Origin of the sequence: Paraburkholderia sp. GAS82 (assembly GCF_050436285.1) — a bacterium.
GTDB lineage: Bacteria > Pseudomonadota > Gammaproteobacteria > Burkholderiales > Burkholderiaceae > Paraburkholderia > Paraburkholderia phenazinium_B.
The window spans coordinates 1,294,655-1,315,004 of sequence record NZ_JBNDLX010000001.1 but is presented as its reverse complement, the minus strand read 5'-3'; the positions used below and the strand labels follow the sequence as shown (position 1 = coordinate 1,315,004).

The window sequence follows — 20,350 nt, the reverse complement described above, 5'->3', positions numbered from 1 at the left end:
GACAGGTGCCGGTTTGAATTCAGAAATTCTTTCGACTCCGATAAGACATCCTTTAATTTGCCGCGGCGAGCGCCTACCGCATCAATTCGGGAAAATCTCCCGTCCGATGCCCGTTGTCAAACGGTCACCCGATGGACTACTTTGCTTGAATGACGCGAGTTTTCGCGGCGCAGCGCTTTTACTACGGAGTACAACAATGCTGGAGACACGGTTTCGTATCACAACCCCCAGGCGTTTCCTCCCTTTCGCGGTCATCCCGGCTGTTACCACTTCGGTTACCACCGCAGTCACGACGTTAGCCACCGCCGTCACTGCGATCGCGTTCGCCGCGAGCACGGCCTGGGCCGCCGCTCCCACGGCCTACGTGACGAGCGAGAAGGCCGGTGTCGGCGTGATCGATCTGGACCAGATGTCGCTGACAAAGACGTTTCCGGTCGGCGCAGACGGCCCGCGCGGCTTGAGTCTGAACAAGGACGGCAGCCGGCTTCTGGTCGCCAACAAGAATACCGGCGACATGGCGGTGATCGACACGGCTTCGGGCCAGGTCGTGCAGCGTGTGAAGATCGGCAAAAACCCCGAATACGTGCGCGTGCACAACGGCTACGCCTATGTCACCTACGAGCCCGGCGAAGAGGGCGGTCCGCCCGCGGCGAGCGGGGCCAATGCGGGCAATGGCAAACCGGGTGCCGACGACGATGCCAGCAAGCCGCCTGCGGAAATCGCGATTGTCGATATGAAGACGTGGCACGTGATTCGTTCGGTGACGAGCGGCCATGAAACCGAAGGCATCGAATTTTCACGCGACGGCAAGTGGATGCTCGTCACCAACGAGGGCGACGACACGATCTCGGTCTATCAGGCTCGCACGGGCGCGCCGGTCAGAACCGTGAAGCTCGCGGCGGGCGGCCGTCCACGCGGCATCCGCCTGTCGTCGGACGGCAAGGTCTATATCGTCACGCTCGAGTCGCTCAGCAAGTTCGTGGCGGTCGATGCGCACACATTCGAGGTCCTCAAGACCGTCGATACGAAGCTCGGGCCGTACGGGGTCGCGTTCGGACCGAATGGCAAGCGCCTCTTCGTCGCTGCGGCGCGCGACAAGACGGTCCAGGTTTTCGACGGACACAGCTACGAGCATATCGCCGACGTCCCGGTCGGACAGCGTTGCTGGCACTTCAGCTTCACGCCGGACGGCACGAAGCTGCTGGTGGCGTGCGGACGCTCCGATGCAGTCTATGTGCTCGATGCGCAGAACTATCAGCCGATCAAACAGATCGGCGAACTGCCGCTGGCCTGGGGCATCGTTACCTATCCTGCCAGCGACGGATCGATTGAATCGCGCTAGTCCCACGCGTAATGCAGGCCGACGTAGAAACCACGCGGCGCGCCCGGTCCGACGAACTGTTCGTTGATCGGGTTCGCGCCGTCGAACGTATGATTCGGTCCGTTGAAGAAGTTCTCGCCGAGTACGCCGAAGCTTTCGTACTGCTTGTTGAGCAGATTCGAAATGGTCGCGAAGACCTGCAGCTGTTTCGTCACCTGGTATGAGCTGTCCAGATCGATCAGGAAGTAGCCGGAAATCTTGCCGTTCACATCCTGATTGTTCTCGTCGCCCTGCGCGTAGATGCCGCCGCGCCAGGTCAGGTTGGTGCCGATGTTCCACTTCGAAAACGGCGTGTAGTCGAGCCGCAGTTTGACCGTGTTCGCCGGAATGCCGGGGATATGGTCGCCCGGCTTGACGGTGATGTTGCCGTTGGCGTCGGCGCTCGAGTTGCTCGGGCTGCTCTCGGTCCAGGTCGAGCGGTAGGTGGCATCGACGTAGCTGTAACTGGCGCTTACGCCGACCGGCCCCATCTGGCTGCGCCCGGCCAGTTCGACACCCTGGCGGCGGGTCCGCCCGACGTTCTGGAAAAAGCCCTGTGTGCTCGTCGCGCTGCTAATGAACTCGATATCGTTGTCGAGCGTCGTGCTGTACGCCGCGGCGCTCCAGCTTGTGGCGCTGCCGATGCGCCCGCGTGCGCCGATCTCGAAGGTCTTTGAGATCACAGGCTGCAGCGCGGGGTCGGCGACGAAATCGTTCGGCAGAGAGCAGGGGGCGGCCGGATCCGCACAGGTCAACTCGATGGCGGTCGGCGTGCGCATCCCTTCGTTGTATGTCGCGTAGGCCGTGAAGTTGCTGGTCGGATTCCAGTTGACGCCGACGGCCGGATTGAAGCGCGAGAACGTATCGTGGCCATCGAGTTGCGGTTGCTGGCCGCTCTCGTCGCCGATATTGGCCTCCGCCCAGTTGTAGCGGCCCGCCACCGTCAAGGACCACTGCCTGGTGATGGACAAGGTGTCGGTGAAGTAGACACCATAGTTGCCGTCATGGGTTCGGGCATCGGTCTGCTGGGAGAAGCTGCCCACGCCGATCGTGGCACGCGTAGGCGTGAAAAACGCATCCTGCTCCGATTCCGTGTAGTGGGAATTGGCGAGGTCGGCGGCCACGCCTGCGACGAACTGGTTTTGCATGCCGCCGAGCTGCCCGAGCAAGGTCAGTTGCAGGCTTGCGCCGTAGCTCTGGGTGGAAACCGTCGATTTCGCGTTGGTGGCCTGGAGCGTATCGACCGTTCCATCCGGATTCAACGAGCCGAAATCCGTGTTGTTGTTGCTGCTAATGTTGGTGTTGAGGAACTGCCGGTAATAGACGTTACCGCTCAGTTCGACATGGTCGTTGAAGAAGTGGTCCCCGGAAAGCGTGGCATAGCCGACGCTGTTCTCATTCTGATCCGGGTAGGTGTAGGGTTGCTTCGGATTGCCAAGGAACGAGCGCGGAATGGTTTGCGTGCCCTGCAGGTCGTTGTCCGCGCCGCCTGCCGAGAACGACAACGTGGTGTCGGCGTCGGTGTAGCGTAGCTTGCCGAAGGCCTGGCGCAGCCGGCTTGGATTGCGCTCGGCCCAGCCGTCGTCGTTCTGGGCGTCGGCCGTCACGTAGTAATCCAGATTATCCCCAATCGTGCCGCCCTGTTCGATCTGGGCAGTCTTGCGGCCCCACGAGCCGGCCGTCACCTCGGCATCGCCGCCGGGGCTGGTCTTGCCGTTTTTCGTCGTGATCGAAATCGCCCCGCCGAGCGTGTTGAGTCCATAGGTCGGATTCGAACCGGGAATCAGCTGGATCGTGTTGACCGCCTGCTGCGGAAACAGATCCCAGTTCACGACGTCGCCGAAAGGCTCGTTGATGCGCACACCGTCCATGAACACCGAGAGCCCCTGCGGCGTGCCGAGCAGCGGCGATGCGGTGAAACCGCGATAGTTGATGTTGATCTGATTGGGATTGCCCTGGGCATCGGAGATATCGACGCTCGGCAGGTTCTTCGCGAAGTAATCGACCAGCGTGCTACGGTGCTGGCGTTCGATGTCCTGCGCACGCACCGTCTGCACGTTGGCAGGCACTTGCGACAAGGGCGTGCCGATGCCGAGCAGCGGTGTGGTGCCGACCACCACGATGGGCGCGAGCTGCACCGTGGGGCCGCCCGGAATCGCGCCGGTGGCCGCAGGGGACGATGCCGCCACTGGCGGCGCCGTCGTTTCGGCCTGAGCCCACGCCGTGGCGGGAAGGCCCGCCAGGGCGCCGCTGAAGCAGAGGGTGAAGCCGGCACGCCGCCGGAAACGGGGTAAGTCCGATAAGCGGGGCGGGCGGCGGGTGCGGGATGGCACGTTCATGGTTTTGTCTCCGGCCGGATTGACGCTATCTTCGATAACGCAGCCGCGTTGCGGCATGCGTAGCGCTTTCTTTCTGTGTGTAAAGCTTCGCATACGCCGCCGCGCGAAGCACGGGAGCTTTTCCCGATCTCGGGGGGAAACGTTCCCAAACGCGCCGCAACAAGCTGCTGTGTGCGAGCGGCCTGAGTAGAATGCAAACGTGACGGATGCAAAGGTGATGGCAAGCGACCCCTCGAACCCTTCTTCAGCGCGACCCGTTTCGCCGCATTCGACGGTGCGGCGCGACCTTGCGTGGGTGCTCGCGCTGACGGTGCTCGCCGCCGCATTGAGCGTGACATTCGATTTCAGCGAGCGCGCCTATCGCTGGACGCGGGGCCTCGAGCGCTTCCAGCTCGACGAATTGCCGGGCACGCTGTGCGTGCTCTCCGTCTGTCTTGCCTGGTTCGCATGGCGCCGCTATCGCGAGACACGCCGCGAACTGAGCCGCCGTTGCGCGCTGGAGGAGCAGGCCGAACGCCTGCTCGCCGACAACCGGCGTCTCGCCAATCAGGCCTTGCAGGCGCAGGAACACGAGCGCCAGCATCTGGCGCGCGAACTGCACGATGAACTGGGCCAGTACCTGAATGCGATCTCGCTCGACGCCGTGCGCATCCGCGATCTGTCCAGCGGACGTGAGCCGGAAGTGCATCGCGTGTCGCTCGGTCTGATGCAGAGTGCGAGCCACGTCTATCGGCAGATCGGCGGCATGATCCGGCGTTTGCGGCCCATCGGGCTCGACGAGTTCGGCCTGCCGAGCGCGCTCGAGCATTGCGTCGACGGCTGGCGCGAGCGACTGCCGGATGCGTCGTTCTCGCTGACGATCGAAGGGAATTTCGCGGACCTGAGCGATGCGCTGACCATCACGCTTTACCGGCTCGTTCAGGAAGGGCTGACCAATGTCTCGAAGTTTGCCCGCACCTCACGTGTGGAAGTGTTCATGGTGCGTGCGCCGCGCGAAGCCCGGGAGCCTCGGGACCGGCAGGACGCCGGGCGCATCGACGAGATCGTCGTCACGATGGCCGACGACGGTCCCGGGACCGATCTCGAGAAGCCTCGCAGCGGACTTGGCCTGATCGGCATGCGCGAGCGCGTCGAGGCGCTAGGTGGCGAATTTCACGTGGCGAGCAAGCCGCAAGGCGGATTCCTGTTTTGCGCGCGGGTGCCCGCTCATGCAGGGCTTGCCGAACCCGTGAACTGAAGCCCCAGACGATTCGCCATCTGTGCGAGTTGTACGCCGTTGTCGGCGCCGAATTTCTGCCGGATCACGGACTGGTGATTGGCGACCGTCTTCTGGCTGAGTCCCAGTTTCTCGGCGATGCTCGGCAGCGTATAGCCCTGCACCAGCAGACGCAGTACCTCGAACTCGCGCGCCGATAACTGCCGTCCGGGCGGCCCATCGCTGAACGCGTTGCGCAGCGCAAGCGCCTGCGAGATATCGGGGCTCAGATAGCTCGCGCGCCGGGCGATGTTGCGCACGGCTTCCACCAGCACGTCGGGCGCACTGGCCTTGGTGACGTAGCCGAGGGCGCCCGCGTCGAGCGCGCGGCGCACGAAGATCGCCTCCTCATGCACGCTGAAGATCAGCACGCGCGCGTCGGGTTCACGCGCGAGCATGCGCCGCATCGCCTCGATGCCGCTTGCGCCCGGCAGCGAAACGTCCATCACCACCACGTCGGGCCGCAGCGTGCAAAAACGCTGATAGGCCTGCGCAGCATCGGCCGCCTCGCCGCATACGTGCACGTCGGCATTCAGTTCGAGCAGGCGCCGGTAGCCTTCCCGCACCACCGCATGGTCGTCGACGAGCAGGACGGAGATGTCTCCCGCTGTCATGGTCAGCCTCCTGTGGGGCCGTGGTCGCGGCCGCTCATCTTGCCGCCTGTTTCGCCGCTCGCCGCAGCAGACGCGAGCCGCCGCGAATTGGCGTCGTTGCGAAACAGGATCGGCTGCTCGTGCGGCGGGGCGGCGGCCGCGTGCCGTGCCATGCTCACAACCTTCACCACGGTGTCGTGCGATGGCGATTTGTCGCAGACCGGATCGGCATTGGCCGGGTCGCCCGTCAGCATATACGCCTGGCAACGACAGCCGCCGAGGTCGTGTTCCTTTTCGTCGCAACTGCGGCAGGGCTCCTTCATCCAGGCGAGGCCGCGAAAGCGGTTGAACGCGTCGCTCTCGTACCAGATCTCGCGCAGCGGGGTGTCTTTCACGTTCGGCAGCACGAGACCGGGCAGACTGCGCGCGGCGTGACAGGGCAGCGCCGCGCCGTCCGGGGCGACGCCAAGAAACACTGAGCCCCAGCCGTTCATGCAGCGCTTCGGGCGCCGTTCGAAATAGTCCGGCACGACAAAAAAGATCTTGCAGCGATCACCATGCGTGCGGCGGTACCGCTCGACCACCGCTTCGGCTTCGTCGAGCTGTTCGCGCGTCGGCATCAGCTGCGCTTCGTTTTGATGCGCCCAGCCGTAGTACTGCGTGTTGGCGAGTTCCAGATACTCGGCGCCCATCGCCAGCGCCATGTCGATGATCTTGTCGACGTGCGGCAGGTTGTAGCGATGCAGCACGCAATTGAGCACCATCGGAAAGCCGTGCCGTTTGATCGACGCGGCCACACGCTGTTTCAGTTCGAAGGTACGGGTGCTGCTGAGGAAGTCGTTTAGCTGCTGGGTCGAATCCTGGAACGACAGCTGGATATGGTCGAGGCCGGCTGCCTGCAGGTCGTCGAGACGCTTATCGGTGAGACCGACACCTGAAGTGATCAGATTCGTATAAAAACCGAGCTTGCGCGCCTCGCCCACCAGCACTTCGAGATCGTCGCGCACGAGCGGTTCGCCGCCTGAAAACCCGAGTTGCGCGGCGCCGAGCGCGCGCGCCTCACGCAACACGCCGAGCCACTGTTGTGTGCTGAGTTCGAGGCTGTGATCCGTGTAGTCGATCGGGTTGTAGCAGAACGCGCAGTGCAGCGGGCAGCGATACGTCAACTCCGCAAGCAGCCAGAGCGGCAGCGGGATCCCGTTTGGGACCGCTTGAGACTGGGCAGCGGCGGCAGGCTGTGACAGGTCCGTCATGGCGCTACTCCAGCCAGCCGCGCGACTGCGCGTCGGCGACGAACGCGCGCACTTCGGGACCGAGCCCGGTCGTGTTGAACGCGTGCTCCAGGTCGGCAATCAGCGCATTCATATCGCGCGTGCCGTCGCAACGCTTGAGAATCTCTCCCGCGCTCTGATTGAGCCTCACCATGCCCTCGGGATAGAGCAGCACGTGAGCGTTCTGAGCCGGTTCCCATTGCAGGCGAAAGAGCTTGCTGATCGTCAGACAATCGGCGGTTGGCGTGGCGCCGCCGGCGCGTGGCTGGTCGTTCATTGCGGGAAAGCCTTTTCGATTGAGTCGAGCATGGTCCACAGGATGTCGAGCTTGAATTGCAGGATGTCGAGCGCGCGTTCCTGCTGCTCGCGCCGCGTGAAATGATCGAGCGTGACTTCGAGCCCGTGCTGCACGTCGCGCTGCGCAAGCGAAATGCGCGAGCGGAAATACGCAAGACCCGAAGGCTCGATCCATGGATAGTGTTCCGGCCAGCTGGCGAGCCGGTCGCGATGCACCTGAGGTGCGAACATTTCGGTAAGCGACGAGCAGACCGATTCCTGCCACGGTGCGCGGCGCGCGAAATTCACATAGGCGTCGACGGCGAAGCGCACGCCGGGCGTCACCTGCTTCAACGACCACAGGTCGTCGCGCGACAGGCCAACTGCGTCGCCAAGACGCGCCCATGTTTCGATGCCGCCTTCCTCGTCGCCATAGCCGTCGTGATCGAGAATACGCAGCACCCAGCGGCGGCGCGTTTCGCGATCCGGGCAGTTCGACAGCACGGCCGCATCCTTTAGCGGAATATTGATCTGGTAATAGAAGCGATTGGCGACCCAGCCGCGAATCTGTTCGCGCGAGCAGCCACCGCTATTCATCTTGACGTTGAATGGATGATGGATGTGATACGCCGTGCCTTTCGCGCGCAACTGTGCTTCGAATTCCTCGCGGGTCCAGGCGGGCTGGCTGCCATCTGCGCTCGTCCCTTCACCCTGCTGCGGCGCCGTACCCAAGATGTCTTTTGCGTTCATGCCCTCTCCGTTTGTACTTTATCGCTGCGTTTTCAGACTCCAGCCTGGCTTCGCAGCCTCACGTCATATCTCGAACGTCATTCCGTCGTATGCCACTTCGATTCCGTGTTCAGTGAGGATGCGGCGCTCGGGGCCGTCCTCGACGAGAATCGGATTGGTGTTGTTGATGTGAATCAGCACCTTGCGGACGTGGCGTGCTTCGGGTGCCTCGAGTGAGTCCAGTACTTCGATCATGCCGCCCGGGCCGGACTGCTCCAGATGACCCATATCCGCAGCGGTTTTCTTCGAGAGACCGAGGCGGATCATTTCATCGCCGGTCCACAGCGTGCCGTCGACGAGCAGCAGATCCGCTTCACGCATCGCGGCGAGCACGTGCGCTTCGATCGCTCCGAGTCCGGGCGCGTAGAACACGCGCTTACCGGTTTGCCGGTTTGTGAAGACCAGTCCGATGTTGTCGCCGCGCTCGGGCGCATGCCGATGCGGCGAGTAAGGCGGCGCCTTGCTCGACAGCGGCAATGCGTCGATCTGCACGCCGTCAAGGGCGGCAACGGGTAGCGGCGCGCCGTCGAGCGCGATGCGGCGATGCTCGACGCCGCAATAATGCGAGAGGATCGGTGCGACCGGAAAGCCGCTGCACAGGTCCTTCCATACCGCATCGGTTGCGTAGAGCGGCAGTGGCGTGTCGCGTTCGCGCAGCATCAGCAAGCCGGTGACGTGGTCGATCTGCGCGTCGATCACCAGCACCGCGGCAATCCCGCTATCGCGCGCGCGGCGGGCCGGCTGCAGCTCGGGGTTGGCGGCGATCTGCGCGAGCAGATCGGGTGACGCGTTGACCAGCAGCCAGTCCTCGCCGTTCGCACTCACCGCGATCGACGATTGCGTGCGGCGGGTCGCCTTCAGCGTGCCGCGCCGCACGCCGTCGCAATTGCGGCAATTGCAGTTCCATTGCGGGAAACCGCCGCCCGCCGATGAGCCGAGTACCTTGATCTTCATGGTGCGCGCCGCATCATGGCAGCATCCTCGCGAGCAGGTTGTCGCGATCGATCCATTGATGCTTGAGCGCGCCCGCGACGTGCAGCGCGATCAGTACGATCAGCGCATAGCCGATTGCCTTATGAAGACCGAAGAACAGTTCGCGCAAGCCCGCATCGTCCCAGCCCCACTGCGGCAGCGCGAGGCCCCAGAAGCGCGTCCCGAAGCGGTTGAACGACGAACCGAGATACCCGCACAGCGGCATCGCGACCATTGCGACGTATAAAAGGCCCTGCGTAGTGCGCGCGGCGGCGCGTTGCCACGGTCGCATCGGCGGCAAGGGCGGCCGGTGGAGGGCCACACGCGCCATGATGCGAAGAAGCACCAGCAGGAAAACCGTCAGTCCGACCGACTTGTGAAGGTTGAGGAGCGTCGCTTTGAGAGGCCAACCCTTTGGCAGTCCGACCATATAGAGTCCAAGCGCGAGCAGGCCGATGATGCCAAGTGCAATCAGCCAATGCAGTGCGATCATCGAGCCGGCATAGCGCGGCGCGGATGCGTCGGCGCCCGGCTGTGCGGGGGGAGAATGCGCCATCGTCATGCCTGTCTCCTTCGTTATCGGGTGTTTCTGTCGAACACTGTCTGACTGCGTGTCATGCGGGGTGTGCTTGCGGCGGCTAGCTCACGACCAGGATTTCGCCTCGTCCGTCGACCGCGAGATCGCCCGTATAGCGCGTCGGCAAACTCGCTGTGCGCCACTGCGAAAAGGGTGCGATCTCATCGGCGAGACTGCGTACGAGGAGTGCCCAGAACACATCGAAACCGCGACCGCCCTCGGCAAACGTCGGCGGCAAGTGCATGGGCCGCTGGGTGAGCAGGAGGGTGCCGCGCCTCATACCGTATGCATAATGCGCGCCCGCTTGACCGGCAATCCCAATAGTGCCTGCCACAAGCCGCGATGCGGCAAAATCTCCCGCGTTGCCGCCAACCAGCACGAGTCCGCGGCGCATGCGATCGGCGAGCCGCGCGCCCACGTTGCCGTGAATCGTCAGCGTGCCGCCCGTCATGCCTTCCATGTCGCCAGCGAGGGCGCCGGCGGCGAAGTCGCCGCTATGCCCGGTCACCGTCAGACGGCCGCCGCGCATTTCGCAGCCGGTAAAGTGACCCGCGTCGCCCTCGATGTGCAATACGCCGCCCGCCATCTGGAAACCGCTGTAATCCCCGGTCGAGCCGCGCACGACGAGGTGGCCGTCCGCCATGCGCGCGCCGACGCGGTCGAGCCATGGCGCTGCGTTTTCGATCACCAGGGTAGCGCCGCTGTGCGGCGCAGCAGATTCAGCGGCGGCTTCACTGCGCGACACGTCGAACACATCGCCCACGTTACACCTGTCATTGCCCGCGGGCAGGACAATGCGCTCGATTTCCGCCGTGCTCATCGCCGCCAGCGTCGCCGGCAGCAAGGCAGACGCGTCGACGCGGAAGCCGGGTGGCGTTGTCACGCGCAGGGTGATGCGAAGACTCATGCGCGGCTCCCGTCGAAGTCCGCTGCGGCGCTCGCCGCGAGGTTGTGCAGATGGAAGTGGTAAGGTCCCAGCTTGCCGCCGTAGTTGCCCGCCGAAATGCGCAGCAGGCCCGCCGCACTTCCGAGCCTGACGGCTGCGCCAATACCCGCGCTCATCGCCGCGCCGACATCGGCGTCGGTAAGCCCGTCGATCACGATTTCGAGCACGCACCCGACTTCCGCGCCCAGTTCGCTGCGCGCGGAGAGACCTGTGAGGGTTGGACAGAACGCGTCGTTGGTGGACGCGCTCGCGCCCTGGTATTTCGAGCCGACCTTTGATCCCGACCGGACCACGCCGCCGGGGAACGGCATGACCACGTTCGGCAGCCTGCGCATCGCCGCGACCGCGGCTTCGGCGGCGGCGAGTGCGGCGTCGATATCGCGCGCCAGCAGGATCAGGTTGCCGCCGCCCACGGCCTTGACGGTAAGCGCCGTCTCCTCGCAGACGAACTCGCCGTCCATCACCGGCACACGCCAGTAACGCGTGTCGCCGAGCATCTTCGAGATCTGCCAGCCGTCGCCGAAAAAACGCAGCCCGCTGCCGAGCGACGCCCGATCGGAAAGCGGTGCGCGGCTCGTCTCGGGATCGATGCCGCCATACACGGCGGTGGTCGGACACGTGAGCACGCATTGTCCGACGCGCCGTTCGATCTGTTTGGCCAATTCCTTCGACGACACCGCGAACAGCAACACCGTCACGCCAGGGCGGCCATCCGGCGTTTCTCCGGTGGTCAGCGTTCGTTCGACGCCGGCCTCGCAGCCGCAGCCGATCACCGAGGTCGCGAACCCTGTCAGCGAGATGGCGGCGTTCATCGCCCACGCCGGCGTGTGGGCGGTGATGACGAGCCGGGTCGCCTTCATCGGAAACGCTTCCGCGAAAGTGGCGTCGATCGTGGTGCCGTTGATCTGCAGGGTCGCCGGGGCGCTCATGGTATGTGGGCCATTGGGTCAGCCGTTGGCGAGACATTCGACGGGCAGCAGCCTGCCGCCGCGGCAGCAGTTGCAAACCTCGTCGTCGCTGATCGCGGCGTGCGCGAAGTTGCTCGCGAGGTTGGCGCCGCTATAGGCGCGCAGTGTCTTCTCGATGCCGCGGTCGAAGTCAGGCGAGACGAAATGGATGCCGCCCGTCGGCGTGGCGACCAGCGTGCCGTCGCAAGCGACGAGTTCGCCGTCCTTGAATACATAGGCCGGCGATGTGAACATGCGCTCGCGATCCGGGTCGTCGCGATAGACGGCGATGTCCGCCGCGGCGCCTGCGGCGAGATGGCCGCGGTCGCGCAGGCCGAGCAGGCGCGCCGGTCCTGCTCGCGTGATGATGGCAATTTCGTACAGCGAGAACTCGCGCGTCAGTTGCGCCAACGCACTTGCCACCTGGGCGTCGGCATTAAGCTTTGCGAGCTGCTCATCGCGAAACGACTTATCCATCAGGAGACGGATCAGGTGCGGATAGCTCGTAAACGGACCGCCGTTCGGATGATCCGTCGTCATCGCGACGCGCCACGGGTCGTCGACCAGCAGGAAGATCTCGAGGCCGATAATCCACTGCAATGCATTCACATAGCTCTGCTCACGATAGCGGAACGGCACCACGCCGCAGCCCGCGTCGCATTCGATGTCGCCGACCACCCACTTGTGCGGCCGCCCAAGCGGTGTGTTGCGGAACTGCATCATCGTGTCACCCGAGGCCGTAACGGTCTGTCCGAAGATGATCTGGCCGACGTCGATCGACACGTTCGGCCGTGCGTTCACCGCCTCTGCGATCTGCCTGGCGCCCGACGAGAATTTTTGCGGACCCTCAGTGCCATAGCTATGAAACTGGATATGCGTGAGATGGATCGGCAGACCGTCGGCGGCATCCATGGTGGCGATGGTCGAATCGATGTTGCCGGGCACGCCCAGATTGCTGGCGTGTACGTGCAGCGGGTGCGGTACGCGCAGCTCGGTCAACGCGCGCGACAGTGTGTGCAGGACATCGCGAGGCGTGATGCCGTAATGCACATGCGGCTCGTCGACGTTCAGCGAGCGCTGGTTGAACTTGAACGCGGAGATGCCGCCAGGGTTGACGACCTTCACGCCGAGCGCCTTGCTCGCATGGATCGTCCAGCCGATATAGTCGCGCAGACGCTCGAAATCGTCGCGGGCGGCGAGCATCTGCAGGAACAGCTCGTCGTTGCCGAGCATGACGTACGCGCCGTGATCGATGATCGGGGTGTCGCCCATCTCAAGGTGCGTATGACGCGCGTTGGAGGGCATCATGGCCGGCTCGAAGGCGGCCGTATAGCCCATCTCGGCGTAGCGGTAGCCGGTCGCGAGCGTGCCGGGCGTGCAGACTCCACATGACGGCAGCCTCAGGTAGCGGCCGTTTGCGTCCTGCACCGCGTCGTACGCGGGTTCGCGCACAGGATCGTTACGATGATCCTCGGGGAGCAGCAGGCGCGCGAGATTGGTCTTGCCGCCGCCGATATGCGAGTGCATGTCGATGCCGCCTGCCATCACGATCATGCCGGTGGCGTCATATTCGCGATCGGCCGGCATCGTGGCGGGCACGTCGACGATGCGGCCGTCGCGGATCGCCAGATCGCGGCGCTCGCCGTCGACGCCGTTGGCCGGGTCGAAGATCCTGCCGCCCTTGAGCCGGATGAGACTCATGGCTGCACCTGCGGGGCGGGCCGGGCATCGAGCTGCGCCGCCAGGCGCTCCGCGATCGTTGCCACCGAGGGCAGTCCAGCGCTGCGTGCGCAGGCAAGCGGCATCACGACCGGGCCGTCGACGCGAAACAGATGACCGGCGCTATCGATCCCAGGCGTGGCGACCGGAATGAAGACGGTAGCGGCGCCGCGCGCTTTCGCGGCTTCGGCCAGAGCAGGATGGCCAAGCACGATCACAGGCACCGTTTGATCGAGCGCTTGCGGCCAGACCGGCGGCGCGAAGCTGGCGACCCACAGCAGCGCGTCGATCTCGCCGTTGGCGAGCAGCCGCCCGGTGCGATACCGGTACGGATCGTAGTCGAGCGGCGCCGTGCCGGCGGTCCGCGAGGGCGTCGAGACCCGCGTCCGCAACGGCAGACCCGAGAGCCACGCCACGGTCTGGTTGACCGTCAAGGCGCCGTCATCGCCGCCGAGCGCGAGACAGCCCGCGCGCACGGTGCGGTTGGCTGCCTTGACGATCCGGTTCAAGGCCTCGATGAGCAGGGCCGCGTGCGGACCAGGCAGTGCGGCAGGCTCGTAGACCAGCACGGTGTAGTGCGCGGCGGCGATGCGTGCTTGCAGGCGGGCGAGTTCCGCTGCCGTGTCTGCGGCGCTATCGTGCAGTGCACGAGCCCCGCGTCCTTCGCAGAGTGCGGACCAGAGCGCGAGCGTGTCAAAAGGATCGTTGTCCGGAAGAATCGCTTCGACTCGCGTATTCGCCAGGCCGGTCGCGGCGGGATCGGGAGGGCAGCCGACGAACACCAGCTCGCGTGTCTGTTCTGTGCCTGCCAGCGCGCGTGTGAAGAAGCGCGGATAGCGCTGCGAGGGCTGGCAATTGAAGAACACCAGCAGGTCTGCACGCGAGCGCACCTCGGACAGCGTGGTGAAGAACGATCCGCGATCCTGCAACGCAAGCGTGGCCGCGCTCATCGCATCGCCGTGCCAATGATCGAGGATGGCGCCGCAGCCCGCGGCCAGCGTGTACAGCGCGCGGGTCCCGGCTACATCGGTGGTCAGCGAGCCGAATAAAGGGCGGCGTGCCGACGACAGGATGCGCGCCGCGCCAGCCAGCGCGGTATCGAGATCCGTATCGTGTCCGTCGACGCTGCTGCGGCACTGTGCATCCGCGCTGCTGTAGCAGGCGAGCGCCTGGGTGAGGCGCCGGCATTCGGTATCCGGCACGGTGAGCGTGGCGTCGTCACGCGACTCGACTACGAGGTCGTCGCACAGCAGCGGGCAGAACGGGCAAGTCCAGTCGCGCGTTAGCGACGAGGCAGGAACGTGGGCCGTGGCCGATGGGGTCGTGGACGATGGATCGATGGACGAGAGGTGCATGGCCGCACTTTTAGCAAGCTCCATGCCGATTTGAGTCCAGATGCCATAGGGAGGTGCGCGACGCATCGTGCGCCGCTTATGTGGCCTTGCGCTTAAAAGGATCGATACCGTCGCGATATGCGCGCTGCCCTGCACGCAATGTGTCGGCTGTGCAACGGGCGCGCCGCATTGCTCCGCACAGGTTGTGTGTCAATCTGGAGCAGAGTGTCACAAACGGCACCTTTAGCTTGCCGTTTGTTTACAGCCACGGCTTCTCCGGCGATTGGCATGAAAGTTGTATAGCACGCCTATGTTGATTCGACGAATGGCAGGCCTATACGGCGATCGTGCAGCGCAGACGCCACAAGCCATGCCGAAGCGCCGGTGCGGGCCGCCGCTGCCATGTCCTCGCGATGGCGAATGCCGCCCGCGCCGATCACGGCGGTATGCGTGGGAGCATGGGCACGGATACGTTCGAACGTGGCGAGGTCGGGACCGTCGTAGCTGCCTACCTGATCGAGCGTCATCGCGATCACCCTGCGAGGCCACCATGCCGAGGTGTGCCCGGCTGGGGTGAGCGATGACGTAGCCGTGATCAGTTGACCGGCGCGGTGGTCGAGCGAAAGGATTGGAGAAAGCCCGGCGGCTTCGGCGGCGCGTAGTGCGTCGATGTCGTGCAACGACTCGCTGCCGAACACCGGCACGAGCGTCGCGAGACCGTGCGGAGCAGACTGGCGAGTGCCGTCGAGGCTGTTGCGCCGGATCGTTTCTTCGATACGCGCGAACAGCGCATGCATCGACGCATAGTCGGCATAGCCCGCGTCGAGCCAGATGTCAGTGCCGGGCAGGGCGGCACGTAGTGCAGCGAGCGTCTCGACGTGAGCGCCTTGCTGAAGGATCGCGCCGAGGTCGGCGATATAGAGCGTCCGTGCGCCGCTTGCAGCAAGCAGGGCGCGGGCGATGTGAAGCGGCTCGCTGGTAGCGGCAAGTGGCGAGTGGATCGGCTGATAGGCTGTCCGTTCGCCGCGCACCGCACGTACCACGTGGCCGTCGAGCAGATCGAGAACCGGTATCACCTGCATGGGGGCGCGCTCCTTTGACCAAGATCTTTGTCTTCGAGTATCTCACCGGTGGCGGCATCGATCCGGCACATGCCGGCGCGGGAAGTCTGGCCGACCTGAGCGCGCTGATCGTCGAAGGCCGGGTGATGCGTGACGCACTGGTGAGCGACCTGCGGGAACTCGACGGAGTGGACGTGAGCTTCGCGAGTTCCCGTTTTGAAACCGTCGCGTCGTCGCGCGTTCATTGTAGGGCCGCACAAGGCGAGTCGATGACCGCTTTTGTCGCGCGGGTAGCTCGCGAGCACGACTACGCGTGGATCATCGCGCCGGAGTGCGACGGTTTGCTGCTGCATCTGTACGACGCGGTGGGCGCCGCGCGCTGGCTTGGCTGTTCGAAAGAATCGATCCGCGTGGCGTCGAGCAAGAGCGCGACTGCGGCGTGCCTGACGGCGCACGGCGTCGCCACGACACCGGCCGTCGAACCTGGACAGCTCGCCGGACAGGCCGCCGGACAACCGGGCAGCCGTTGGGTCGTGAAACCGGACGACGGCGCGGGCGGTCTCGATACCTTCGTATTCGACAATTTTTCCGACGCCTGCGCCGAATACGACGCACGTGCCGCCGCCGCGCGCAATCCGGTGCTGCAGGCATGGGTCGACGGCGAGCCGCTCAGCCTCTCGCTGATCTGCCACGGCGACTGCGTTGAACTCGTCAGCATCAACCGGCAGCAAATCAGCCTGAGCGAAGGCGATGCGGCGCAGCAGCAACCGCACATCGTGGAATTCGATGGCGTGATGGTCAACCAGATCGACCTGGCCGGCGACCAGGGCCGCATGCTCGGCGCGCTCGCGCAGCGCGTGGTTCAGGCGCTGCCGGGGCTGCGCGGCTTCGTCGGCATCGACGTGGTGTGGCATGCGTCGCGCGGCCCGATTGTGATCGAGGTCAACCCGCGTCTGACGGTGGCGTATGCCGGGCTGTCCGAGGCGCTCGGCGGCAACCTCGCGCACGCCCTGCTTGCTGCCCACGGCGTGCGTATCGTGGGGTCCGGTCCGGCGGCGCGCAACTGTGGCGCACCGCCCGCCTGTGGAGCGCAGCGATGAGCGCCGGGTTCGGCGCCGATGCAAGCGTCGCTACGGCGGATGGCGCGGCGGTATTCGGCTGGGATGTTGGCGGCGCGCACGTGAAGGTGTCGATGGCCGATGCCGCGGGCGCGGTGCTCGATGTCGCGCAGTGGGCTTGTCCGCTATGGCAGGGCCTCGACCATCTCGAGCGAACCATCGACCTTGTCTTCGAGCGCTGGCCGGACGCCCGGCCTGACGCCGCGCTGCACGCGGTGACGATGACCGGGGAGATGGTCGACCTCTTCGAGGATCGTGCGCATGGCGTGCAGGCCATCGCTGCTGCGCTCGCGCAGCGGCTCGGGCCGCGCTTGCGTTTCTACGCGGGCGACGCCGGCTGGCTCACGCCGCAGTCCTGCGCGGACGGTTGGCGCAGTGTCGCCTCGGCGAACTGGCTGGCCACCGCGCGCTGGATCGCGTCGCGCGTACCCGATGCGCTGCTGATCGACATTGGCAGTACCACCACCGACATCATTCCGATCGCCGGCGGTGGCGTCGTCGCGCGTGCTGCGACGGATGCCGGGCGGCTCGCCACCGGCGAGCTCGTGTACCAGGGCGTGGTGCGCACGCCTTTGTGCGGCATCGCCCAGCGCATCGAGTTCGCTGGGGAGACCGTCAACGTGATGAACGAATGGTTTGCGACCACGGCGGACGTCTACCGCCTCACTGGCGAACTGGCGCCGCACTACGACCTGTATCCGAGCGCCGACCAGGGACCGAAGACGGAAGCAGCCAGCCGCACGCGGCTCGCGCGGATGATTGGCCGGGACGCCCACGAAGCGGGTTCCGACGAATGGCGCGGGTTCGCGCTGCGCTGGCGCGAACTGCAGTTGCGCGAGATCGGCGCCAATCTGGCGCGCGTGACGGCGGCTCACCCTGAGCTCGCCGCCGCACCGCTGGTCGGCGCTGGGTGTGGACGCTTTCTCGCGGCGGCGCTGGCCAGTATGGAAGCCGGTGAAGCGCCACGCGCCTACATCGATTTCGGCACGCTGGCGGGTGTGCCGGCGAACCGGTCGGACTGGGCCGCAACGTGCGCGCCGAGTGTGGCGGTAGCGCTGCTTGCGGCGACTCGCCACTGGGAAGCCGGTGATGCCAGCCGCGGCGGAGCAGCGCGGGCGGCCTTGAGCGGTTGAAGGGAAACGAGCGGAAACGCGCGGAAGAGGACAACGATCATGTGGGTGGTCAAGATCGGGGGCAGCCTGAGTCACGATCCGATGCTTCGCAAGTGGCTCGTCGAGCTATGTGAGGTGGGGGGCGGGCGCGTCGTCATCGTGCCCGGTGGCGGCGATTTCGCGGACAAGGTGCGGCAATACCAGAGCGAGTGGCGCTTCGACGATCTCGCCGCGCACAACATGTGTCTGCTTGCCATGACGCAATACGCGATTCTCATGCAAGGGATCTTGCCTGAACTCGTGCTCGCCTCGAGTGAGGCGAAGATCCGCCGCGCGCTGCGCGACGGCCGCGTGGCCGTGTGGGTGCCGACCTCGCTGATGCGCGATACGCCGGACGCGATGAGCAATTGGGACACCACCTCCGACAGCCTCGCCGCATGGCTCTCGACCATGCTCAACGCCGAGCGGTTGATCGTGGTGAAGTCATGCGCCATCTCGGAGAACGAGCGGCTCGAGACGCTGGCGGCCACGGGCGTGGTCGACCGCCGTTTCGTCGACCATGTGATCGAGGCCAATTACGTGGTCGAGATGTTCAACAAGGACAATGTTGCGCTGATGCGCGACCGGCTGCTGAACATCCCGGTGATCTAGTATTCGTGCCTATTGCTGCGCGGTCTTTTGCGGCATCCTGGGTGCGAGGCAACGGCTTGCGCGCAATCAGGTGCATTAAAGACGTGCAGCGCCGGAGGCCTGGGTGTTCGCCGCGGCGAGCGCGCCGCTTGTCTCTCCAGCAGGACGGTGCAGTGCGGTGGCCCATTGCGCCACACGTTGCGGATCGAGTCGCGAGCGCCTTCCATCGACGCATAGTGCCGTGCGAAAACCCGCCACGTCCGGCGCGAGCGCCCGGATCTGCTCGAACTGCGCCCAGCCGAGCGAGCCGGCGATGCCGCTCATCGCGCCGCGCTCGCGCGTGAGCCGCAGCCATTGCGCGAGCGAATCGCCATCCACGTAATCGAACAGTGTGCGGCCGTCCTTGCCGGCGGTGTCGAACATCACGCCGACAAAACCGAGCGTGGCCGTATAGGCGACCAGTTCGCTTTCCATGCCGCTGTCGCACAGTAGCACCGGCACGACCGCAGCCGGCAGATTGGCCAGTTGTTCGAGACAGCGTCGTGCAGACGGACCGGGCGCCACACCCACTTTCACGTAGTCGATGCCTGCATCGCTGACTTCAATGACACGGGTGGCGATTTCATCGAGCGCGTCCGCCGGCACGTCGCCAATCGTTGCGCTAATCGGCTTGACTGGATAGCAGGCGCGAAGCTGGCGGACGATATGCGTGATATCGCCGATCGACAGGCCGCCGAGCGCGCCCGCGTTCGGTTCCTTCAGGTCGATCAGTTCGGCGCCGGCACGAGCGGCGTCCAATGCTTCGTCGTCCGAGCGGACGCTCGCGAGCAATGCGGTCATCGATATTCTCCGAAAAGGCGGGACAGACTAGTGCGCTATGAGTTCGGCGGCTGAACCGCCGGAAGATTCGAGGCTCTCGCGATGCCGCGCGATCGCGGCGGTGAGCCACCCCCAGGCGGTGAGTTCGGCATCGCCGGCGGTTTTGTCGATGGCGATCTGCAGGTAGGCCATTTCGCGGTCCACCTTGTCGGCCGGCAGCATGAAAAGCCGGCTCACGAGAATCGCGCCTTCCACCACCGCGGCCTGGGCGCGGTTAAAACCGGTGAACGGCGCATGGTTTTCGCGGTGCACGCATTTCATGCGCAGCACCGGGCGCTCCCTGTCGTCGCGCAGTTCGTCGAGTTCGAGTTCAGCGTGCGCCAGCGACCCGGCGAGCCTGATGCTCGCCACACGGCTGGCGGCGACGGTGGGCCAGTCGCTCGCGCAATGCGTGACGCAGCCGGCGAAGATACGGACGTCGGTAGTGAAGTTCAGCACTGCAGCCCGCGACGCGACGATATTGTCGAGCGTGACCGACGGGCGAAACGGCGAGAGGATGACGAAGTCGTCCTCGTAACGGGCCCCCATGGGCGCGATATGAGGACGGCCATCGCACGCTGCTGTGGTGACGATCGTTTCGTGGATCATGGATGGGAACGCGTGTCCTGGCAGCGCCGAAAAGCCGGCCGGTTAGTCAGGGATTACCGCAAATCCGCCGAAGGGCCGCGTGTCGCGGCCCGGGCGGGCTTAACGCGTAGCGACGTACATCGTGATTTCGTAACCAAGACGTATATCGGTGTAGCTCGGAGTCGTCCATTGCATACGTGTTTCCTCCATGTGTTGTACAGCGTTGCGCCGTCGGTCCGGCGCGATGCCGGACTTCATTGGCGTTGGTTACTACGCAAGCTCCATGCCGGGTTTTCGATGACCTGGCACAAGCGACTTGTGGGCGCGCCGCAATGCAGCGTTTGCCGAATTGCACCGGTGCGACCACGGTGTGCGCAGCACGATGCGCTCGTGCCGCGCACTGTTCCGGGAATGCAGCAAAGTGTTCCATGCCGGGCAGCACGGCTCTGTTCTCCTGTCACCCGGTGCTCGCCAATCCCATGCAGATCATTCTCCATCGATCGTTCGCGCATGTGTTGAAAAATCGCTTCGCGTTGTGCAATCGATAACGGATCGGTTAAGTCTGCCAAATGAAATCGTGAATTCTCAGTGACTGCGTTCCTGCA

General features: G+C 64.9%; 20 protein-coding genes. 5 read left to right on the top strand and 15 right to left on the bottom strand.

The window, feature by feature from the left end:
- The first annotated feature begins 196 nt into the window (after positions 1 to 196).
- A complete protein-coding gene (locus P3T17_RS05765) occupies positions 197 to 1,342 on the top strand; it encodes a beta-propeller fold lactonase family protein (protein ID WP_429405239.1) in 1,146 nt (381 codons plus the stop codon).
- Here the strand turns inward: P3T17_RS05765 and P3T17_RS05760 are convergent.
- On the bottom strand, positions 1,339 to 3,699 hold the full coding sequence (locus tag P3T17_RS05760) for a TonB-dependent receptor (protein ID WP_429405237.1): 2,361 nt from the start codon (positions 3,697 to 3,699) through the stop codon (positions 1,339 to 1,341). The two genes, P3T17_RS05765 and P3T17_RS05760, sit on opposite strands and share 4 nt — an antisense overlap.
- Before the next feature lie 217 nt (positions 3,700 to 3,916).
- Between P3T17_RS05760 and P3T17_RS05755 the strand changes: the two genes are divergently transcribed.
- Positions 3,917 to 4,936, top strand: coding sequence for a histidine kinase (locus P3T17_RS05755; RefSeq protein ID WP_429405236.1), 1,020 nt, complete (start codon positions 3,917 to 3,919; stop codon positions 4,934 to 4,936).
- On the opposite strand, the gene P3T17_RS05750 is transcribed toward P3T17_RS05755, so the two are convergent.
- The 11 genes from P3T17_RS05750 to P3T17_RS05700 all read right to left on the bottom strand — a co-directional run bounded on the left by P3T17_RS05750 (position 4,906) and on the right by P3T17_RS05700 (position 15,460).
- Positions 4,906 to 5,568 carry a response regulator gene (locus P3T17_RS05750; protein ID WP_074264716.1) on the bottom strand — a complete coding sequence of 221 codons (663 nt, stop codon included), beginning with the start codon at positions 5,566 to 5,568 and terminating at the stop codon, positions 4,906 to 4,908. The two genes, P3T17_RS05755 and P3T17_RS05750, sit on opposite strands and share 31 nt — an antisense overlap.
- A 2-nt stretch (positions 5,569 to 5,570) precedes the next feature.
- Positions 5,571 to 6,800, bottom strand: a complete 1,230-nt coding sequence (gene pqqE / locus P3T17_RS05745; RefSeq protein ID WP_429405234.1) for a pyrroloquinoline quinone biosynthesis protein PqqE — start codon at positions 6,798 to 6,800, stop codon at positions 5,571 to 5,573.
- Between the two features lie 4 nt (positions 6,801 to 6,804).
- Positions 6,805 to 7,095 (bottom strand): pyrroloquinoline quinone biosynthesis peptide chaperone PqqD, encoded by a 291-nt coding sequence (gene pqqD / locus P3T17_RS05740; RefSeq protein WP_429405233.1) that lies wholly within the window; start codon positions 7,093 to 7,095, stop codon positions 6,805 to 6,807.
- Positions 7,092 to 7,844, bottom strand: coding sequence for a pyrroloquinoline-quinone synthase PqqC (pqqC, locus tag P3T17_RS05735; protein WP_429405232.1), 753 nt, complete (start codon positions 7,842 to 7,844; stop codon positions 7,092 to 7,094). The genes pqqD and pqqC overlap by 4 nt, the downstream gene beginning before the upstream one ends.
- Before the next feature lie 63 nt (positions 7,845 to 7,907).
- Positions 7,908 to 8,837, bottom strand: a complete 930-nt coding sequence (pqqB, locus tag P3T17_RS05730) for a pyrroloquinoline quinone biosynthesis protein PqqB (protein WP_429405231.1) — start codon at positions 8,835 to 8,837, stop codon at positions 7,908 to 7,910.
- Positions 8,838 to 8,850: 13 nt separating this feature from the next.
- Positions 8,851 to 9,417 carry a cytochrome b gene (locus P3T17_RS05725; RefSeq protein ID WP_429288417.1) on the bottom strand — a complete coding sequence of 189 codons (567 nt, stop codon included), beginning with the start codon at positions 9,415 to 9,417 and terminating at the stop codon, positions 8,851 to 8,853.
- Positions 9,418 to 9,493: 76 nt separating this feature from the next.
- Positions 9,494 to 10,339: a formylmethanofuran dehydrogenase subunit C gene (locus P3T17_RS05720; RefSeq protein WP_429405230.1), complete on the bottom strand. Its 846-nt coding sequence runs from the start codon at positions 10,337 to 10,339 to the stop codon at positions 9,494 to 9,496.
- Entirely contained in the window at positions 10,336 to 11,307 is a 972-nt protein-coding gene (gene fhcD / locus P3T17_RS05715) for a formylmethanofuran--tetrahydromethanopterin N-formyltransferase (protein ID WP_429405228.1), read from the bottom strand. The genes P3T17_RS05720 and fhcD overlap by 4 nt, the downstream gene beginning before the upstream one ends.
- Before the next feature lie 18 nt (positions 11,308 to 11,325).
- Complete coding sequence (locus tag P3T17_RS05710) at positions 11,326 to 13,026, bottom strand: formylmethanofuran dehydrogenase subunit A (protein WP_074264709.1); 1,701 nt, start codon at positions 13,024 to 13,026, stop codon at positions 11,326 to 11,328.
- On the bottom strand, positions 13,023 to 14,423 hold the full coding sequence (locus tag P3T17_RS05705) for a formylmethanofuran dehydrogenase (RefSeq protein WP_429405225.1): 1,401 nt from the start codon (positions 14,421 to 14,423) through the stop codon (positions 13,023 to 13,025). Before P3T17_RS05705 ends, P3T17_RS05710 begins: the two co-directional genes overlap by 4 nt.
- 263 nt (positions 14,424 to 14,686) lie before the next feature.
- A complete protein-coding gene (locus P3T17_RS05700) occupies positions 14,687 to 15,460 on the bottom strand; it encodes a HisA/HisF-related TIM barrel protein (protein ID WP_429405223.1) in 774 nt (257 codons plus the stop codon).
- A gap of 14 nt (positions 15,461 to 15,474) precedes the next feature.
- Between P3T17_RS05700 and P3T17_RS05695 the strand changes: the two genes are divergently transcribed.
- Genes P3T17_RS05695 through P3T17_RS05685 form a run of 3 tightly spaced genes read left to right on the top strand, consistent with a single transcriptional unit; the run spans position 15,475 to position 18,320 of the window.
- Positions 15,475 to 16,539 (top strand): ATP-grasp domain-containing protein, encoded by a 1,065-nt coding sequence (locus P3T17_RS05695; protein WP_429405221.1) that lies wholly within the window; start codon positions 15,475 to 15,477, stop codon positions 16,537 to 16,539.
- Positions 16,536 to 17,690 carry a hydantoinase/oxoprolinase family protein gene (locus P3T17_RS05690; RefSeq protein ID WP_429405219.1) on the top strand — a complete coding sequence of 385 codons (1,155 nt, stop codon included), beginning with the start codon at positions 16,536 to 16,538 and terminating at the stop codon, positions 17,688 to 17,690. The genes P3T17_RS05695 and P3T17_RS05690 overlap by 4 nt, the downstream gene beginning before the upstream one ends.
- Before the next feature lie 39 nt (positions 17,691 to 17,729).
- Positions 17,730 to 18,320, top strand: a complete 591-nt coding sequence (locus P3T17_RS05685) for an aspartate kinase (RefSeq protein ID WP_074264704.1) — start codon at positions 17,730 to 17,732, stop codon at positions 18,318 to 18,320.
- Between the two features lie 75 nt (positions 18,321 to 18,395).
- On the opposite strand, the gene P3T17_RS05680 is transcribed toward P3T17_RS05685, so the two are convergent.
- From P3T17_RS05680 to pqqA, 3 genes are all read right to left on the bottom strand, one after another.
- A complete protein-coding gene (locus tag P3T17_RS05680; protein ID WP_074264703.1) occupies positions 18,396 to 19,139 on the bottom strand; it encodes a (5-formylfuran-3-yl)methyl phosphate synthase in 744 nt (247 codons plus the stop codon).
- A 27-nt stretch (positions 19,140 to 19,166) separates the two neighbouring features.
- Entirely contained in the window at positions 19,167 to 19,766 is a 600-nt protein-coding gene (locus P3T17_RS05675) for a DUF447 domain-containing protein (RefSeq protein WP_429405217.1), read from the bottom strand.
- A 99-nt stretch (positions 19,767 to 19,865) separates the two neighbouring features.
- Complete coding sequence (pqqA, locus tag P3T17_RS05670) at positions 19,866 to 19,940, bottom strand: pyrroloquinoline quinone precursor peptide PqqA (RefSeq protein ID WP_143787599.1); 75 nt, start codon at positions 19,938 to 19,940, stop codon at positions 19,866 to 19,868.
- Positions 19,941 to 20,350 lie beyond the last annotated feature (410 nt).

What these genes read in the sequence shown, in the direction of transcription:
- P3T17_RS05675 (WP_429405217.1), bottom strand. Translation starts at nt 19,766, where the DNA reads ATGATCCACGAAACGATCGTCACCACAGCAGCGTGCGATGGCCGTCCT.
- P3T17_RS05750 (WP_074264716.1), bottom strand. Translation starts at nt 5,568, where the DNA reads ATGACAGCGGGAGACATCTCCGTCCTGCTCGTCGACGACCATGCGGTG.
- pqqB (WP_429405231.1), bottom strand. Translation starts at nt 8,837, where the DNA reads ATGAAGATCAAGGTACTCGGCTCATCGGCGGGCGGCGGTTTCCCGCAA.
- fhcD (WP_429405228.1), bottom strand. Translation starts at nt 11,307, where the DNA reads ATGAGCGCCCCGGCGACCCTGCAGATCAACGGCACCACGATCGACGCC.
- pqqD (WP_429405233.1), bottom strand. Translation starts at nt 7,095, where the DNA reads ATGAACGACCAGCCACGCGCCGGCGGCGCCACGCCAACCGCCGATTGT.
- P3T17_RS05700 (WP_429405223.1), bottom strand. Translation starts at nt 15,460, where the DNA reads ATGCAGGTGATACCGGTTCTCGATCTGCTCGACGGCCACGTGGTACGT.
- P3T17_RS05725 (WP_429288417.1), bottom strand. Translation starts at nt 9,417, where the DNA reads ATGACGATGGCGCATTCTCCCCCCGCACAGCCGGGCGCCGACGCATCC.
- pqqC (WP_429405232.1), bottom strand. Translation starts at nt 7,844, where the DNA reads ATGAACGCAAAAGACATCTTGGGTACGGCGCCGCAGCAGGGTGAAGGG.
- P3T17_RS05720 (WP_429405230.1), bottom strand. Translation starts at nt 10,339, where the DNA reads ATGAGTCTTCGCATCACCCTGCGCGTGACAACGCCACCCGGCTTCCGC.
- P3T17_RS05680 (WP_074264703.1), bottom strand. Translation starts at nt 19,139, where the DNA reads ATGACCGCATTGCTCGCGAGCGTCCGCTCGGACGACGAAGCATTGGAC.
- P3T17_RS05690 (WP_429405219.1), top strand. Translation starts at nt 16,536, where the DNA reads ATGAGCGCCGGGTTCGGCGCCGATGCAAGCGTCGCTACGGCGGATGGC.
- pqqE (WP_429405234.1), bottom strand. Translation starts at nt 6,800, where the DNA reads ATGACGGACCTGTCACAGCCTGCCGCCGCTGCCCAGTCTCAAGCGGTC.
- P3T17_RS05755 (WP_429405236.1), top strand. Translation starts at nt 3,917, where the DNA reads ATGGCAAGCGACCCCTCGAACCCTTCTTCAGCGCGACCCGTTTCGCCG.
- P3T17_RS05710 (WP_074264709.1), bottom strand. Translation starts at nt 13,026, where the DNA reads ATGAGTCTCATCCGGCTCAAGGGCGGCAGGATCTTCGACCCGGCCAAC.
- P3T17_RS05685 (WP_074264704.1), top strand. Translation starts at nt 17,730, where the DNA reads ATGTGGGTGGTCAAGATCGGGGGCAGCCTGAGTCACGATCCGATGCTT.
- P3T17_RS05705 (WP_429405225.1), bottom strand. Translation starts at nt 14,423, where the DNA reads ATGGAGCTTGCTAAAAGTGCGGCCATGCACCTCTCGTCCATCGATCCA.
- P3T17_RS05760 (WP_429405237.1), bottom strand. Translation starts at nt 3,699, where the DNA reads ATGAACGTGCCATCCCGCACCCGCCGCCCGCCCCGCTTATCGGACTTA.
- P3T17_RS05765 (WP_429405239.1), top strand. Translation starts at nt 197, where the DNA reads ATGCTGGAGACACGGTTTCGTATCACAACCCCCAGGCGTTTCCTCCCT.